The following is a 15817-nucleotide window of genomic DNA, read 5'->3' on the forward strand; positions in this document are numbered from 1 at the left end:
CCGCTGGCCTCGCCCGCAACCTTCGTCAGCGCAGCCGTCAGCGTCGTCTTGCCGTGGTCAACGTGACCAATCGTTCCTACGTTCACGTGCGGCTTTGTTCTTTCAAACTTTTCCTTGGACATTCTGGCGACTCCCGGAAACGAAGCTGTTAACCAAAACCCCGGTCACTACCGACCATTACCGGAGCGACCCTGCCAAGACACCGCCAAAGCGGCGCCCACCAATGATCCGCAAAACCATGCGCGAATCAGACTATGGAGCCCATAGGCGGATTTGAACCGCCGACCTCTCCCTTACCAAGGGAGTGCTCTACCACTGAGCTATATGGGCGCACTCACTGCCCCTCGGGGCGTCGTACCTGGAGCGGGTGATGGGAATCGAACCCACATCATCAGCTTGGAAGGCTGAGGTTCTACCATTGAACTACACCCGCTGCGATCTTCAGATCGCGCCGCCGGGACCTTATCCCTGAGCGGCAGACGCCACCGAAGGGCGTATGCCCGCCGGTGGCGTTGCTGTATCTGGTGGAGGGGGGAGGATTCGAACCTCCGAAGGCAAAGCCAGCAGATTTACAGTCTGCCCCCGTTGGCCGCTTGGGTACCCCTCCGCAAGCGTAAGCCGGGGATTTTCGCCCATCCCCTCGCACACTGTCAAGAGAAAGCTGGAGCTGGCGACAGGAGTCGAACCCGCGACCTGCTGATTACAAATCAGCTGCTCTACCAACTGAGCTACGCCAGCCTGGTTCCCTCGACCACCAGAGCCGTCGAGGAAAGGGGCGCTATTCTAGCGGGTTGCGGCGGATATCCACAAGCTCCCCCTCGGCGCCGGGGCACAGCGCAGGGCGCAGGCGCCATTCCGGATGGTCCGCCTGCCAGACCTCGGGGGCGAGCCGCCCCTCAGGCATCAACAACCAGTAACGGGGCTCCTGGCGTTCGCGCTCACGGATATCCGGACTGAATCCGCGCTCCTGAAGTCGGTCCCGACGAAGCTCGGCGCGCTCGGGGGTGCTGAACAGCCCCAGGGATATACCGCCCTCACCTTCACCGCTGCGAATCAGGAAATAATCGCCAGCGCCCGCCGCCTCCAGGGCCGCCAGGGTTTCATCGGCATCTGTGATCCCGTCAGGCGGAATAATCACCCACCAGGCGAAGACCACTGACTCGGGAATCTCGAGCAAATGCGCGGAAAGCTCGGGGCGGAGCCGCTTGAATGCCCGCAAGGCTTCCTCGCCATCCACGCCACCCAATTGCACGCAACCGCCTGGTCGCCACTGGGGCTCGGCCGGCTCCCTCGGCTGCAGGTCAGACTCCGGTAGATCGGGCTCGGCCACAGCCAGCTGATAACGCTCATTGGGCTCAATTCGTACCAGCTCTTCCGCTGGGTCGGGGGCATGCCAGGCCTGCCAGGCCAGAACGACCAGGTTGAGCGCCAGCAGCAGCAGAAAAATCAGCCGAAGCATCTAGGCGCCTCCTCCAGCATGCCTTCCAAAACCAGATCGGGCACCAATCGGGGACGCTCGTCCGATAGCGCCTCGCAAACAGGCTCGGCACCACCGCCGGTCAGATAGAGGGGCCCCGCAACATCGGCTTGCCGGGCTAGCCGCAGGGCTCGCTCGACCCCGCCACAGACGGCCAGGCGCACACCGGCAGCTACGGCTGCACCGGTATCCGCGGCAGGGAAACCCGGCCCGCCGTCGCCTGGCCGCGGGCGAATGCCACTGGCACGGCCTACCAAGGCTTCAAGGCTTAAGGCCTCGCCGGCGAGAATGGCACCGCCAAGGTGGTGTCCGTCGTCTGCCACCAGGTCGATGGTCACCGCAGTACCCACATCCACCACCACGAAGCCCGCCCGCTCTCGCCGCCAGGCAGCCAGCATCGCCAACCAGCGATCCACGCCCAAGCGATCGGGCTCAGGGTAGGCGTTGACCAGGCCTTCCTGACCGACCGGAGTTCGCAGACGGGTCACGGGCCAGCCCCGCGCCCGAACTGCCCGCTCAAGGCGGGCCGTGTAGTCTGCCTCCCGGACCGAAGCCAGGCGCACTGCCTTGATGTCGTCGCGCTCCAGAACTGCGGGCAGAGAACCACCCTCATGAACCCCGTGCTCGCGAAGCCGCCCGTCGGAGTCGGCAAGCGCCCACTTGAGCCGACTATTGCCACTGTCCAACAAGAGAATCATGTCAGTTCGATCTGGCCGGCCGCAGACTGACTTCCCCCACCTGCCAGCGGCTGAGGGAACCATCGGCTTCCCGCAAACACAGCGCCGCGGCCTCATCCAGCCCCTGGGCACAACCCGCCACCTGTCGCGTGCCCAGATCGAGAGTCACCGAACGACCGGCCAGCGCATCGCGCTCGGCCCAGGCATCGGCGAACGGGGCAAATCCCTGCTCAGCGTAGCGGCCCAGATCATCACAGAGCCTTCCGAGTACCATGCCAGCAAGATGGTTGCGGGAGGGGCGCGCCATCACCGCCGACAGGTCGGCGGCCGCCTGGTCCACCGGCTCGTTTGGCAGGGCCCAATTGATACCGACTCCAATGATCACATCACAGGGCCCCTCGGGCGCGCCGCGCAACTCAATCAGGATGCCGGCCAACTTGCCCTGCTCGCAGAGCAGATCATTGGGCCACTTCAAACGCAGCCCCCTGGCCCCCAACGCCTCAAGGGCCCCTGCCAGGGACACGGCGATGGCAGGGGCAAGAGCCGAAACGCCGGCGCTTAGCACGGGAAAATGCCAGGCAAGTGAGAGGGGAATACCGGCGCCATAGGCACTCAGCCACTGGCGCCCACGCCGACCACGCCCGGCCGCCTGGCCTTCGGCCAGACAGGCCTGGGGCCTGGCATCTGCGGGCAGATCGGCCAGAAACTGGTTGGTAGAGGCGACGGCGGCAGGCAGGTGAAGCTGCAATTGCCTATTCCACGGCGAACCCATGGCCGCACGAATGGCGTCGGCGTCAAACAATTCTACCGGATGGGTGAGGCGATAACCCCGCCCCCGCTGACGGTCCAGACCGAGCCCGGCTTCAGCAAGTGCCTCCAGGTGCTTCCAAACGGCCGCCCGCGAAACGCCCAGCGCACCGGCCAGGGCTTCACCGGAATGGAATTCGCCGTCCGCCAGGGCAACCAGAATCCGATGGCGCAGCTCATCGCCGGGTCGGACTCGGGAGGCGCTTGGATCGGCCGCCTCACTCATCCCTCACCGCTCCCGTGCCGGCGGCGGAATAGCATGGCCTTCTCGAAGCGCGCCTCTTCGCCCCTTGCCAGACGTTTCAGATTGCTGCGATGGGTGTAAACAATGGTGATGAACATCACCCCGGTGAAGGTCACCAGCATGCCGGTCAGGGGCTCCCCGATGGCGAGCATGTAAACCGGGCCCACGGCAGCGGCAAGAACCGTGGCAAGACCCACATAGCCGGAAAACACCAGAACCAGCAGCCAAACCGCCAGAATGGGCAAGAGCGCCATCGGCGCAATCACGATCATCACACCGACCAGGGTGGCGGCGCCCTTTCCACCACGAAAGCCATGCCAGAGCGGCCAGACGTGACCGAAAACCACTGCCACCCCGCACAGCGCCATGAGCCATTCCGGATCCAGGGCCTGGGCAGTTTCCGTGAGCAGGCTGAGCTGGGGAATCAAGGCCACCGCGGCCACACCCTTGAGAACATCGATCACGGCTACCGCCGCGGCAAAACCCTTGCCCCGCGTCCGCAGGGCATTGGTGGCACCGGCATTGCCGCTGCCCTCGCGACGGATATCCGCCCCACCAATCAGCGGGCGCAGGATCAAGCCCCCCATCACCGAGCCCACAAGGTAGGCGGCCAATACAATAAGCCCCAGTTCCAGCATCAATATCTCCTGCGATCACCAAATGAGGGAAGCTGCAGTTTACCGCCCCGGGGGCCGCCTCCGCCACGGCGCCGACCAGGGCAATATTTTACAGCCGAAATATTTCGGTCTATAATATTTCGCACACAAAATTTTTAGCAGGCAAACCATCTTGCAAGCGACGCCAGATTTTGACAGCACTTCCCGTTACGACGAGCGCATCCTCCGCGCCCTGCGGCGGATCATACGGGCGGTGGATTTCTATAGCCGCCAGCTATCGATGCGCCACAGTCTCACCGGCCCCCAACTGATTTGCTTGCGACAGCTCAAGCAGCACGGTGAGCTGACGCCGGGCCAATTGGCACGTGCGGTCTCACTGAGCCCGGCGACGATCAGCGGCATCCTGGACCGCCTGGAGCGCCGGGGCTATCTGACCCGCAAGCGCCGCGCGGAGGACAAGCGCCAGGTGCTGGTGGCCTTGACCAAGGCCGGCATGGAGCTGGTTGATCGCACACCTCTCCCCCTCCAGGAGCGCTTCATTCAACGTCTGGCGGAACTGCCGGAAGCCCGCCAGGCTGAGATTGACCGCGTCTTGCAGCGCATCGTGACCATGATGGAAGCGGAAGAGATTGATGCCGCACCCGTTCTGGCCAGCTGGCCAACCGGTAACGAGACGCCGGAGACGGCCTCGAGACGCCTTGATCAGGCGCCCGGCACAGCTTCCAGTATCGAAGACGACAGCAGCCATGAAGGAATCAACGGTAGCCGCTAAGCAGGACCAGCACCCGAACCGGCAGGCTAGAGCATGCCGGGGTCAGCGGGAGAGTGCGGCTGCCTTGAGCAAATCATTCCAGATTGAAATAACACTTGACGCAGGAGAGCTGCGATGAGCCTCATCGTTCAAAAATTTGGGGGTTCCTCGGTTGCCGACGAGGACAAGATGCGCCACGTTGCCCAGCGTATCGTGGAAACCCGCCGCGCCGGGCATCAGGTGGTGGCGGTCGTGTCGGCCATGGGCAAGACCACCAACAACCTCCTCAACATGGCCCGGGATCTGGCCAAGGATCCGTCCCGCAGGGAACTGGATATGCTGCTTGCCTGTGGCGAGCGCATTTCCATGTCCCTGCTGAGCATGGCCATCCAGGAGCTGGGCGAGGACTGCATCTCCCTCACCGGCCCCCAAAGCGGCATCCGTACCACCGACAACCACTTCAATGCCCGGATTACCGACGTCAAGGCTGGACGGGTGGAGCGTGAACTGGAACGTGGCCGGATTGTGGTCGTTGCCGGTTATCAGGGCATGAACAGTCGTGGCGAGGTTACGACCCTTGGTCGTGGCGGTTCCGACACCACGGCGGTGGCGGTGGCCGCAGGCGTCAATGCCGATCGCTGTGAGATCTACTCCGATGTGGACGGCGTCTACACAGCCGACCCGCGCATTGTTGAGACCGCCCGTCCCATGCCCGAAATCAGCTATGTCGAGATGACCGAACTGGCCCACCACGGGGCCTCGGTTCTCAACCCACGGGCGGTGGAATATGCCTGGCGCCGTGACGTGGAGGTCCGTGCTCGCTGCACCTTCAACGATGCCCCCGGCACCATCATCCACGAGCGGGAGGCCGGCGACGAGGCCAAGGTCCTGGGTGTTGCTTGCCACAAGGAGTTGATCTGGGTCTCCCTGCGGGGCAAGGACCGGGTCGCTGGCCTGGGCGACAAGGTGCTGAAGGCTATTGAGAAGAATGACATTTTCGTGGACGACACCGGCGATGATGGTGAGCGCCGCGATATGCTGATCGCGACTGAAGATATTGCCAATCTGGATATTTTCGCTGATGGCTTACGCGACCAGTTTGACGACCGAATCTCGGTCAGCACGGATCTGGGCTCGGTTTCAGCAGTCGGCCTGCACACCGGGGAGGACCCGGACATCCTTCGCAAGGCCGAAGCGGCGCTGGAACGAGCCGGAGTCGGTGTCCGGATCAGTTTCACCCGCGAGCATTCCCTGACCTGCCTGGTCGAAGCCGCCCAGGTGGGCGATGCCATGCGAGCCCTGCATGCAGTCTTTCTTGATGATGCCAAGCAGGCTCGGGAGGTGGCATGAGCAAGACCGCGACAACCATAGACAGTAAGGACAACAACGTGTCTGAGCAGACTGGTGACATTATTTACCGCGCCGCCACCGCCGCCGATGGGGGCGTGATGTGGAGGTTCGTGGCGGAAGCCGGGGTGCTGGAACAGAACCCCTCCTACGCTTATATCCTGATGTGCCAACACTTCGGCGATACCTGCCTGGTGGCTGAGCGGGATGGCGAGATGGTGGGTTTCGTACTGGCTTATATCCCGCCCAGACAGGAAGACACCATCTTCGTCTGGCAGGTGGGTGTCAGCAAGAAAGTGCGTGGCAAAGGGGTGGGCATGCGCCTGCTCCGCCATCTGATGGCACTGCCGGCATGCCGAAATGTGCGCTATCTGGAAGCCAGCGTGACGCCGAGCAACAAACCCTCACAGAATCTGTTCCGGGGCTTTGCCAAGAGGTCCGGCACCCAATGCCGCAAGATGCCCTTCTTCCCCAGCGAGTTCTTCCCGGAGCCTCACGAGAGCGAACACCTGTACCGGGTCGGCCCGATCGAATGGCCGGAAGCCTGAACTGTTTTTTGAAACGAATTCCAGATTCTTTTGACCGGAGGACCAATGAGCAACAAGACCATCGACAAATATGAATCCGAAGTGCGCGGCTATTGCCGGACCTTCACCAAGACCTGGGACACGTCCGAGGGCGCCTGGCTGACCGACACCGAGGGCGAGAAGTACCTGGACTTCTTCGCCGGTGCCGGCGTGCTCAACTACGGACATAACCACCCGGCACTGCGCAAGCCGCTGCTGGAGTATGTGGAACGCGGCGGCATCACCCACAGCCTGGACATGTACAGCGCCCCCAAGGAGCGTTTCCTGGAAACCTTCAATCAGGTCATCCTGGAACCGCGCAAGATGAACTACAAGGTCCAGTTCCCGGGCCCGACCGGCACCAACGCCACCGAGGCGGCCATGAAACTGGCCCGCAAGGTGACCGGCCGGACCAACATGGCCTTTTTCACCAATGCCTTTCACGGCATGACGGTCGGCTCCCTGGCGGTGACCGGCAACGAGGGCAAGCGCCACAGCGCCGCCCAGCCGTTGAGCAATGCCACGCCCATGCCCTTTGACGGCTACATGGGCGAGGGTGTCGACACCCTGGATTACTTCGAGCATGTGCTGGAAGACCGGGGCAGTGGCGTGGAAATGCCGGCCGGCGTGATCGTCGAGACCGTGCAGGCCGAAGGTGGGGTCAACGTGGCCAGTCGCGAATGGATGGAGCGTCTGGGCCGAATCTGCAAGAAGCATGGCATCCTGCTGATCATCGACGACATCCAGGTGGGTTGCGGTCGCACCGGCACCTTCTTCAGCTTCGAGGAATGGGATCTGGACCCGGACATGGTCTGCCTGTCCAAGTCCCTGTCCGCCTACGGCCTGCCCTTCGCAGTAATCCTGCTCAAGCCCGAGCATGACATCTGGGGTCCGGGCGAGCACAACGGCACCTTCCGCGGTCACAACCTGGCCTTCATCACCGCCACCGCGGCGTTGAAGGAATTCTGGCAGGATGACGCCCTGACCCGCGAGGTGCGGCGCAAGGGCGAAATCGTGAGGGAGCGCTTCCAGGCCATTGCCGACCGCCATCCGGCCCTCAAGGCCCGTGTCCGCGGTCGCGGCTTCATCTGGGGCCTGGCCTCCGAGCACAAGGGCCTGGCCGACATGTTCTCGGAAGAGGCCTTCAAGCACGGACTGGTGATCGAGGGTGCCGGGATCGACGATAACGTGGTCAAGTTCCTCGCCCCGCTGGTCATCGAGGAAGCGGACCTGGTCAAGGGCCTGGACATCCTCGACAAGGTCGCCGAGACCGTCAGCAAGAAACTGGCCGAGCAGAACGCCGCTTGAAATAACCGCAACGCATCCCCAGCTTGAAAGCGATGCGCGTGGTCGCGGGGGCGGCCCAGCCGTCCCCGCACTCTGGATAGCTCACAAGCCATCCGCAAGCAGCACCCGGCTGGCACAGCAAGGAACAAGACCGGCCAGCCATTAGTACGGACTCCAGGGCCGCCCTGCGTATCATGAACGGCAGGCAAGCAGGGCCCTGTGCGCCCGACACGACCACTCACCGGCATATTTGGGAGCCATGACAATGATTGTGAGAAAACTGGATGACATCATCGGTACCGACCGCGAAGTGGATGGCGGCAACTGGGTCAGCCGCCGTCTGGTCCTGAAGGATGACGGCATGGGCTATTCCGTCCATGACACCATCATCAAGGAAGGCACCGAAACCCACATTCACTACAAGAACCATCTGGAATCGGTCTATCTGACCGAGGGCGAGGGTGAAGTCGAGACCATCGCGGACGGCAAGATATGGCCCGTCAAGGCGGGCGAGATCTACATCCTGGACAAGAACGATGAGCACTATCTTCGGGCCAACAAGGGCACCCATATGCGCATGGTCTGTGTCTTCAATCCGCCCATCAGCGGACGTGAGGTCCATGACGAGCACGGGGTTTATCCGGTAGACGAAGACTGATCCCGAGGCATTTCCAGGACCCGGGGGGCGATTTGCCGCCCGGGCCATGAACTTAACACAGAGAGGTAACCAACCAACGACAAGCATAAAGGAGGTCTGTTATGGCAGTAACCGTGCGGGAATTGCATGAAACACGGCAAACCGGCACACACTCTGACATCTATCCCACCCGGGTCCAGGACGAAGCACGCATCATCCCCCGCAAGGACCCAATTGTTTACGGCGACATCGACGATGGCCCTCTCGGCCAGCAGGAACTGAGCCGGTACGAAAGGGACGGCTTCCTCTTTCTCACCGGGCTGTTCTCGGAGAGCGAAGTGGAAATGTACCGGCGGGAACTTCGCCGCCTCGACGCTCGTGCCGACAACAGCAAGCGTCCCGAGGTCATCACTGAGCCGGGCAGCGAGTCCATCCGCTCGATCTTTTCAATCCATCGCAATGACGACCTCTTCGGGCGGCTGTGCCGGGACCCGCGCGTGCTGGATGTGGCCCAACAACTGCTGGGCTCGGATGTCTATGTCCATCAGAGCCGGGTCAACTACAAGCCGGGCTTCACCGGCAAGGAGTTCTACTGGCACTCGGATTTCGAGACCTGGCACGCCGAGGACGGTATGCCGCGGATGCGGGCGGTCAGCTGCTCGATTCTGCTGACCGACAACAAGGCCTTTAACGGGGCCCTGATGCTGATCCCCGGCTCCCATCGGCATTTCATCAGCTGTGTGGGCGAGACCCCGGAGGACAATCATCTCAGCTCTCTCAAAGCCCAGGAAGTGGGCGTACCGGACCAGGAGAGCTTGAGCTGGCTGGTTCAGCAGGGCGGCATCCATGTTCCGGAGGGGCCGGCGGGCTCGGTGCTGTTCTTTGAATGCAATACCATGCACGGCTCCAACGGCAACATCACCCCTCTGCCGCGGAGCAACGCCTTCTTTGTCTTCAATAGCATGGAAAATCGCCTCCAGGCGCCCTACGCCGCGCCCAGGCATCGTCCCCAATGGCTGGCGGAACGTGACCACACCCGGGCCCTGCGCCACCTGTGATCCCGCCACCGGCGTGAACCGGCGAAAGGCCTGGTTCACGCCCCTGCCAAACGCCAGTAAACAAGGTAGACTAAGGAACCTCTGATCAATTCATTTGCGCCCGCTGTATGGGACAAATGATCAGGCGCTGCGAAGAAAGGGGGACGGTGTGAGCCTCGTTGATATCATTCTTAATCCCGCGGCAGGGGGCGGGAGAGCCGGCAAATTTCGAGATTCCATTGACACGCACCTTCGAAGCCTCGACTTCGAGCCCCGCTGGCACCTGACAGAAAGCCCGGGCCACGGCATTGAGCTGGCCAGGGAGGTGGTTGAGTCCGGCAGCAGGCTATTGGCGACAGCGGGTGGCGACGGCACCCTGTTCGAAGTCATCAATGGTTGCTTACAAAGCGAGGGCCCTTTGCCGGACCTGGCACTGATTCCCGTGGGGCGCGGTAATGACTTCGCGAAGAGCCTTGGGCTACCCCGTGAATGGGCGGACGCCTGCGACCGGCTGATGCTGGGCACAAAACGCCGAGTCGACATGGGCCAGTGCAACGACATCTTCTTTGCCAATACCCTGGGAATCGGTCTGGACGCGGATATCGCGGATATTGCATCCCGCCGCCGTTGGCTGCCCGGTGACACGGCCTATGTTGCTGCCCTTGCTCAGTCGCTGCTGCGGAAACGGCGCCCTCGAGTCTCGGTCAGGCATGACGGGGGCAATCTGGAGCAGGAAGTGACCTTGATGGTAATCGCCAATGGCTGCTACGAGGGCGGACGATTCAATCTGGCCCCTCATGCAAATATCGAGGACGGGCAACTGGACCTGATCATTACGCCGTCGCTCAGTCGGCGCCAGATCATGGCCCTGGCTCCCCTGGTCACTGAAGGCCGTGTAGAAGAAATCGAAGGCTACCAACGCTTCCTGACCCGGCGGGCAAGCATCCATTTGGATGCGCCCTGCCGCGTCCACGCCGATGGTGAGGTAATCTACCGTCAGGCCCGTCGCCTTGAAATTGGCGTGCTTCCGGGGGCGCTGACGTTCTTTAGCTAATCGGCCGAGCCGTCCCTGGTTCTTTTATCGCTGCGCCATGCAGTGACTCAGTGCTTCATTTTGCGATGGCCTCGGGCTCATCCAGCTTCAGGCTCAGACACTTGGCCGACCCCCCCGCCTTGAGGAACTCGCTCAGGGAGGTGGTATGCACCGTAAAGCCAGCTCGCTCCAGCTCTGAACGCAGGCGGTCGGAACAGTCATGCATGATTACATTCTCGCCAATATTGATGGCGTTACAGGAAAATTCCGCCGCTTCTTCCTCGGTCACCCGGATTCGGCGCTCAGCCGGCACCCGCGATTCGATTAACTCATTGGAGGCGACATCATAGGCTTGAGGATAGTAAAGCAGCCATCCGCCGGCGAGGGGGCAGAAACAGGTGTCGATGTGATAGAAGCGCTCATCAACCAGGGTCAGGCTCAGGACGTCGACCCCCAGAAAATCGGCCACGAACTCATGTGCCTCGCGATCGGTGCGGAAGCCGGAACCGGCCCAGAGCCACTCACCACCCCGGTCAAACAGGGAATCACCTGCACCCTCATAACGCACACCCTCTGGCAGCTCACCCACCTCATAGCCAATCTTGCGGAAAAACTGGGCGAAATGCCGCTCCTCCGGCTGGCGCTCCTTGTGGGCGAAGCTGGAAACCACGGCCCGCTTCCCGGCAACCGTGCCGGCGTTGGCGGTGAACACCATATCCGGCACCCCTTCCTGGGGCTCAATCTCGACCACTTCGGCAAAACGCGCCACCAATGCCCTCAAAGCCTGCCACTGGGACATCGCCTTCTCCTGGGAAACCTGGTCCTGGTTGCCCTTCATCCAGGGATTGATAGCGTAATTGACGTGGAAATGGTCAGGCGGACACATGAGAATGCGAGTGGATGTGGACATGACGGTCATTCCGTATTGGTGTTATCTGTGGTTACCGCCCAGAGGCCGGCGCAAAGTCGGGATTCTACCCGATTTGCGGAGGTAGTTTAAGGTGAATGGCTGCAAGACCACCACGGTGGCGGACCCGGTAAGTGATAAAGAAACGGCCCGCAATGCGGGCCGTTTCGGTTCAGCACAGACTCGGACTGGCTTAGGGGCAGACCGTCACCACCTGGGAGCATTCGCCTGAATCCGTGTCGCAGACCTGGAAATCATGGCAGGCTCCGCCACGAATATTACTGGTCCAGGTCCATTCGCCGGTGTTCTCGACGGTGGCCTCGACACCGGCATTGCGCAGCACCTCAACCATGCTGGAGCTGGCGCCGGTCCAGTTCAGGTCGGCACGGTGACGACCCTGCACCTTGTAGCCGACGGCAATCAGTTCGATGGAATCGGCATCGCCGTCATCACTGTCACCATCATCACCACCATTGTCGCCGTCATCGCCATCGTCGTCATCACCGCCGTTGCCGTCGTCGCCACCATTGCCATCGTCACCGCCGTCATCACCACCACCGGCACAGCCATTGCTGGAAAGGTAATCGACGGCATCGCGGGCCTGAACAAGACCGTAACCGAATTCGTTGTTACGGCCGGCGCTGCCCAGGTCCAGGGCGGTGGCGGCAAGGGCGTCACGGATTTCCTGGTTGCTGCAGCTCAGGTGATGGCTCCAGACCAGGGCTGCCACACCCGCCACATGGGGGCTGGCCATGGAGGTGCCATTCCAGCTGGCGTAGTTGCCCACACCGGTGGCCACGAATCCGGTTTCACCCAGACGGGTCAGTGCTTCCTGACCATCAGCCTGGCTGATTCCCACGGAGGGTATGCCGGTCGCCACATCACCCAGGGTGCCCTGGAGGGCGCCGGATTCGTTGTTGTAGATCACCGCGCCGACGCCACCGCCAGCCTCGCAAGCCTGGACCTTGTCGGCAAAACTGATCTGGCCACGCTCGATGAGACAGACCTGGCCCTGGGCATCACAGGTAGAGGTGCCCAAGCCACAATCCATCAATTCACCCTGGCCCTGGGCGTCGGGCGAACCATCCATCGCGACAGCGGAAAAAGCATCACCGGAAAGGGTGAAGGTTTCCTCATTGCCGGAACCCATGGGGACGGTGGAACGGACTGCCACACCCGGCGCGGACAGTTCGACCTGATCATTGCGCTGGGAGAAGCTGGCGAGCTCCATGTTCTCGTCGATGGCGGCCACCGAGACCACGGCATCGTAGGAAGCCGGATAGCTCTTGCGGGTGTTGCCATCGTTGCCCGCAGCGGCGATGGACAGCACACCACGATCATGGGCGGCGGCAAAGGCGTTAGCCTCGGAGTTACTTGAGAAGCTGCCGCCCAGACTCATGTTTACAACATTTGAACCAGCGTCTTCACAGACGTTCAGGGCGTGAACCAGATCCGAGGAATAACCCCAGGAACCGCTGTCATTGAAGACCTTGACGATATGGAGATTCAGATTGCCGGAAGGCAGGACGCCCACCACGCCCACATCGTTGTTCAGGGCGGCAATAGTACCGGCCACATGGGTGCCGTGACCGGATCCGTCCTGGTACCAATTACCGGTGCCGGAGTCATTTGTGCCGGTAACATTGCCACCCGAAGGTAGGTCTTCATGATTGAGGTCGTAGCCGGAGTCGATGACACAGACGGTCATTTCGCTGGCAGCACCGTCGGAGACCTGATCGGCCTGGACCATACCGATGCCATAGGGGCTGACCTGACTGGACATCAGCTCACGGCGAGGATCCTTCTCTACATAGGCCACGTGAGGGTTATTGCGCAGGCCGTTGATGGCCTGGGTGGGCAGACTGACGGCGAAGGCATTCAGTTCGTCAAATTGGTAATGGACTTCACCGCCCTGGGCATTCAGCGCACGTTGCACGCTGCCCTTATGGCCTTGATCAAAGACAACCCAGACCCGCTCCTTGCTGTCCGCCACGGCTGAAACACTCATGGCACCCGTCAGGACGGCCGCAGCCAGGGCACCAGCACTGCTGTTGCGAATAAGAGACACGGAAAACCTCCCGCTCAAAGCGTATATCGGACCCCCCCGATAAGTACGCCACATACGGGCGATTGAAAGAATCTAGTCGGCTTTTAGGTGAAAAACCGTGAACCAGTTCACACTTTCCTCTGAGCAGGAGAGAATTCAGAAGGATTCCGACCAACGGCTGGCGGCTTACACAGCGTAAATTGGGAGGCGACTCACCAGCGGTGATAGGCGGGGTGACCAGGCTTCACAGCCATGAACCGGCCGTGGCAGGTATCGCAAAGCTTGTCGCCAGCATAGAGCTGGCCTTCCACAGTGACCACATCACCGTCGGTCTCGACAACGCGCGCGACCAGCCTCAAGGGCCCGTCGGTTGGAGTCGGGCGCTTTAAGCGGATCTGATAATCCATGGTGACGGTACAGGGCGGATGGTCTTCGCCCCGTTGGGTCATCAGATGCCAGGCGGCCGTCCAGTTGCAATGGCAATCCAGAATGGAACCGATGATTCCGCCATTGAGCACGCCCGGGAACGCCCCATGGTGCGCTTCCGGCGTCCACTCCGCGACTACCTGGTCCCCGTCTGGAAAGGATCGAACATGGAGGCCCTTGTCATTGGCGGGTCCGCAGCCATAACAAGCATTGTGTGGAGCGTAGCGTTCCTGTAGGCAAAGATCCGTTGCTTGCATTGTTGACCTCATTACTGATCCGCAGAACTGCGCGGCAGAAAATTCTCCGCGAGCATGCAGCGGACACTGCCGCCGGCATATTTCTCGATGGTCGAAATATCGGCACTAACGATTGTGACGTGCTGCTCGAGACGTTCCAATTGGTCGTCAGTCAGGCTGTTCTTGGCCTGGGAAGACATTGCGAGCAGGGCCTTTCCATCCTTGCTGCGCAGCTGAAGCATGTTGCCGGCAAAGGCGTTCATCTGAGCAAGACTAATGGCAACGACCTCGTGGCCGGTGCGCTCCAGACGTCCCCGCACCCGCAAGCGCTCCTGTTCGTCAACGATAGACTCCTCACAGACGACCGCGAAACTTTGGCCCACACACATCATGACATTGGTGTGGTAGATCTCCTTGCCGTGACTCATGGCGGTAAAGGCTTCCGGCTGGAAATCGAAGCGCTCACACCAGTCATGAAACAAGGCGGGGTGGGTTCGGTTGGACAGGCAGGCATAGGCAATGCGATTTACCCTATCCAGCACCAGGCTGCCGGTACCTTCCAGAAAACGATCCTTCCCTTCACTGGGGCTAAGGTCATGCCGTGCCTGGATCTGTCGACCGTGCTTAGTTTCCAGAGAGTCGATGACGTCGTCGCGACGCTCGGCCCGCCTGCTCGGCGCTTCCATGGGATACAGAACGACGTCACCATCGGCATGGGTACTGAGCCAATTGTTTGGAAACAGGGCATCGGGTGTGACCGGATCCGGCGTGTCGTCAAACACGGTAACCTCGACACCGGCTCTTTCCAGCGCGGCAACGAGCCCGTCGAACTCGACCTGCGCCTGATTCCGAACGGCCTCTTCCTCCGAGGCATCGATATTAGCCTGGAAGGTATTGCTGACCGCCGTCTCGGGGTTGGAAGTGAAGCTGACCGGACGGATCATGATCACCGAATCGGTGCATTGCTGCTGAATGGACATGGGCCTTTCCGAAAGTTGTGATTTCAGCGCAGATTCTACCCCATAGTGAAGCCTACGCTAAGCGGGCAGAACGTCTTGAGTCCGGGAAACGCCTAGGAATGCTTGGTGAGTTGATAAGGGGTGGGGTTTCCCCATGCCAAATAAAAAAGCCCAAGGCCGAAATCGACCTTGGGGTTGGGATATAAAGCCTGGCGGTGACCTACACGAGCATGGGGGCGAACAAGGACCGAAATGCCGGTGGCATTTCGCAGCCGACGTGAGCGCCCGGCCAGGACGGCCGGGCCGGACTGCGGGCCAGGGACGGCTACCGGGCACGGCTGAGCTCAGGGTCGTCCATGAAAAGGCGTGGGGTTTCCCCATGCGAAACAAAAAAACCCCAAGGCCGGAATCGACCTTGGGGTTGGGATATAAAGCCTGGCGGTGACCTACTCTCGCATGGGGAAACCCCACACTACCATCGGCGCTGAGCGGTTTCACTTCCGAGTTCGGCATGGGATCGGGTGGTTCACACTCGCTATGGCCGCCAGGCGAACTGGCTCACGGCAAGCCTGTCCTGAGGACAGGGCTTGGGAATTCGAAAGATCGTCTTGGCGCGATGCAGCAATACAGCCTTAGTCGCACACTCAAGTTGCTTGAGTGTTATATGGTCAAGCCTCACGGGCAATTAGTACTGGTTAGCTTCAGCCATTACTGACCTTCCACACCCAGCCTATCAACGTTGTAGTCTCCAACGGCCCTTCA

At 61.3% G+C, this 15817-nt stretch carries 16 protein-coding genes, 4 tRNA genes and 2 rRNA genes; 7 read left to right on the forward strand and 15 right to left on the reverse strand.

From position 1 onward, the window contains the following. From ACJWXQ_RS08245 to plsY, 9 genes are all read right to left on the reverse strand, one after another. Nucleotides 1-122, reverse strand: a 122-nt coding sequence (locus ACJWXQ_RS08245) for a GTP-binding protein (RefSeq protein ID WP_406672570.1), incomplete at its 3' end; no start/stop codon positions are given. Between the two features lie 133 nt (nucleotides 123-255). Next, nucleotides 256-330, reverse strand: a tRNA-Thr gene (locus ACJWXQ_RS08250). A 29-nt stretch (nucleotides 331-359) separates the two neighbouring features. Then, nucleotides 360-433, reverse strand: a tRNA-Gly gene (locus tag ACJWXQ_RS08255). An 89-nt stretch (nucleotides 434-522) separates the two neighbouring features. Continuing rightward, nucleotides 523-607, reverse strand: a tRNA-Tyr gene (locus ACJWXQ_RS08260). A gap of 55 nt (nucleotides 608-662) precedes the next feature. Then, nucleotides 663-738 (reverse strand) — tRNA-Thr (locus ACJWXQ_RS08265). Between the two features lie 40 nt (nucleotides 739-778). Further along, a complete protein-coding gene (locus ACJWXQ_RS08270; protein ID WP_346050837.1) occupies nucleotides 779-1459 on the reverse strand; it encodes a hypothetical protein in 681 nt (226 codons plus the stop codon). Then, entirely contained in the window at nucleotides 1447-2175 is a 729-nt protein-coding gene (locus ACJWXQ_RS08275; RefSeq protein WP_346050838.1) for a type III pantothenate kinase, read from the reverse strand. The genes ACJWXQ_RS08270 and ACJWXQ_RS08275 overlap by 13 nt, the downstream gene beginning before the upstream one ends. Nucleotide 2176: 1 nt before the next feature. Then, a complete protein-coding gene (locus ACJWXQ_RS08280; RefSeq protein ID WP_406672564.1) occupies nucleotides 2177-3187 on the reverse strand; it encodes a biotin--[acetyl-CoA-carboxylase] ligase in 1011 nt (336 codons plus the stop codon). Further along, nucleotides 3184-3843: a glycerol-3-phosphate 1-O-acyltransferase PlsY gene (gene plsY, locus ACJWXQ_RS08285; protein ID WP_346050840.1), complete on the reverse strand. Its 660-nt coding sequence runs from the start codon at nucleotides 3841-3843 to the stop codon at nucleotides 3184-3186. Before plsY ends, ACJWXQ_RS08280 begins: the two co-directional genes overlap by 4 nt. Before the next feature lie 151 nt (nucleotides 3844-3994). Here plsY and ACJWXQ_RS08290 point away from each other — a divergent pair, with 151 nt between their 5' ends. From ACJWXQ_RS08290 to ACJWXQ_RS08320, 7 genes are all read left to right on the forward strand, one after another. Next, nucleotides 3995-4594: a MarR family transcriptional regulator gene (locus ACJWXQ_RS08290; protein WP_346050841.1), complete on the forward strand. Its 600-nt coding sequence runs from the start codon at nucleotides 3995-3997 to the stop codon at nucleotides 4592-4594. Nucleotides 4595-4708: 114 nt separating this feature from the next. Then, nucleotides 4709-5923, forward strand: a complete 1215-nt coding sequence (locus ACJWXQ_RS08295) for an aspartate kinase (RefSeq protein ID WP_406672565.1) — start codon at nucleotides 4709-4711, stop codon at nucleotides 5921-5923. Nucleotides 5924-5961: 38 nt separating this feature from the next. Further along, nucleotides 5962-6468, forward strand: coding sequence for a diaminobutyrate acetyltransferase (ectA, locus tag ACJWXQ_RS08300; RefSeq protein ID WP_406672566.1), 507 nt, complete (start codon nucleotides 5962-5964; stop codon nucleotides 6466-6468). 45 nt (nucleotides 6469-6513) lie between these two features. Beyond that, a complete protein-coding gene (ectB, locus tag ACJWXQ_RS08305) occupies nucleotides 6514-7794 on the forward strand; it encodes a diaminobutyrate--2-oxoglutarate transaminase (RefSeq protein ID WP_346050844.1) in 1281 nt (426 codons plus the stop codon). A gap of 244 nt (nucleotides 7795-8038) precedes the next feature. After that, a complete protein-coding gene (locus ACJWXQ_RS08310) occupies nucleotides 8039-8431 on the forward strand; it encodes an ectoine synthase (RefSeq protein ID WP_346050845.1) in 393 nt (130 codons plus the stop codon). A 101-nt stretch (nucleotides 8432-8532) separates the two neighbouring features. After that, nucleotides 8533-9468: an ectoine hydroxylase gene (gene thpD, locus ACJWXQ_RS08315; protein WP_406672567.1), complete on the forward strand. Its 936-nt coding sequence runs from the start codon at nucleotides 8533-8535 to the stop codon at nucleotides 9466-9468. 148 nt (nucleotides 9469-9616) lie between these two features. Further along, the gene (locus ACJWXQ_RS08320) at nucleotides 9617-10501 is read left to right on the forward strand and encodes a diacylglycerol kinase family protein (RefSeq protein WP_346050847.1); all 885 of its coding nucleotides are present in this window, start codon (nucleotides 9617-9619) and stop codon (nucleotides 10499-10501) included. A gap of 55 nt (nucleotides 10502-10556) precedes the next feature. Here the strand turns inward: ACJWXQ_RS08320 and ACJWXQ_RS08325 are convergent, their stop codons facing one another. The 6 genes from ACJWXQ_RS08325 to ACJWXQ_RS08350 form a co-directional block, all read right to left on the reverse strand. After that, nucleotides 10557-11390, reverse strand: a complete 834-nt coding sequence (locus tag ACJWXQ_RS08325; RefSeq protein WP_346050848.1) for a dimethylarginine dimethylaminohydrolase family protein — start codon at nucleotides 11388-11390, stop codon at nucleotides 10557-10559. A 190-nt stretch (nucleotides 11391-11580) separates the two neighbouring features. After that, on the reverse strand, nucleotides 11581-13455 hold the full coding sequence (locus ACJWXQ_RS08330; protein WP_406672568.1) for a S8 family serine peptidase: 1875 nt from the start codon (nucleotides 13453-13455) through the stop codon (nucleotides 11581-11583). 191 nt (nucleotides 13456-13646) lie between these two features. Then, nucleotides 13647-14117: a PaaI family thioesterase gene (locus ACJWXQ_RS08335; protein ID WP_406672569.1), complete on the reverse strand. Its 471-nt coding sequence runs from the start codon at nucleotides 14115-14117 to the stop codon at nucleotides 13647-13649. An 11-nt stretch (nucleotides 14118-14128) separates the two neighbouring features. Then, a complete protein-coding gene (gene ctlX, locus ACJWXQ_RS08340; RefSeq protein ID WP_346050851.1) occupies nucleotides 14129-15076 on the reverse strand; it encodes a citrulline utilization hydrolase CtlX in 948 nt (315 codons plus the stop codon). Between the two features lie 412 nt (nucleotides 15077-15488). Continuing rightward, nucleotides 15489-15604, reverse strand: a 5S ribosomal RNA gene (gene rrf / locus ACJWXQ_RS08345). A 115-nt stretch (nucleotides 15605-15719) separates the two neighbouring features. Further along, nucleotides 15720-15817 (reverse strand): 23S ribosomal RNA (locus ACJWXQ_RS08350); the annotation flags it as partial.

This window comes from Natronospira sp. (assembly GCF_007134575.1).
Classification (GTDB): domain Bacteria; phylum Pseudomonadota; class Gammaproteobacteria; order Natronospirales; family Natronospiraceae; genus Natronospira; species Natronospira elongata.

Bases quoted from the DNA above. Each gene is read 5' to 3' on its own strand.
- ACJWXQ_RS08280 (WP_406672564.1), bottom strand. From the start codon at position 3,187: ATGAGTGAGGCGGCCGATCCAAGCGCCTCCCGAGTCCGACCCGGCGAT.
- ACJWXQ_RS08295 (WP_406672565.1), top strand. From the start codon at position 4,709: ATGAGCCTCATCGTTCAAAAATTTGGGGGTTCCTCGGTTGCCGACGAG.
- ACJWXQ_RS08270 (WP_346050837.1), bottom strand. From the start codon at position 1,459: ATGCTTCGGCTGATTTTTCTGCTGCTGCTGGCGCTCAACCTGGTCGTT.
- ectB (WP_346050844.1), top strand. From the start codon at position 6,514: ATGAGCAACAAGACCATCGACAAATATGAATCCGAAGTGCGCGGCTAT.
- ACJWXQ_RS08275 (WP_346050838.1), bottom strand. From the start codon at position 2,175: ATGATTCTCTTGTTGGACAGTGGCAATAGTCGGCTCAAGTGGGCGCTT.
- thpD (WP_406672567.1), top strand. From the start codon at position 8,533: ATGGCAGTAACCGTGCGGGAATTGCATGAAACACGGCAAACCGGCACA.
- ACJWXQ_RS08310 (WP_346050845.1), top strand. From the start codon at position 8,039: ATGATTGTGAGAAAACTGGATGACATCATCGGTACCGACCGCGAAGTG.
- ctlX (WP_346050851.1), bottom strand. From the start codon at position 15,076: ATGTCCATTCAGCAGCAATGCACCGATTCGGTGATCATGATCCGTCCG.
- ACJWXQ_RS08335 (WP_406672569.1), bottom strand. From the start codon at position 14,117: ATGCAAGCAACGGATCTTTGCCTACAGGAACGCTACGCTCCACACAAT.
- ACJWXQ_RS08325 (WP_346050848.1), bottom strand. From the start codon at position 11,390: ATGTCCACATCCACTCGCATTCTCATGTGTCCGCCTGACCATTTCCAC.
- plsY (WP_346050840.1), bottom strand. From the start codon at position 3,843: ATGCTGGAACTGGGGCTTATTGTATTGGCCGCCTACCTTGTGGGCTCG.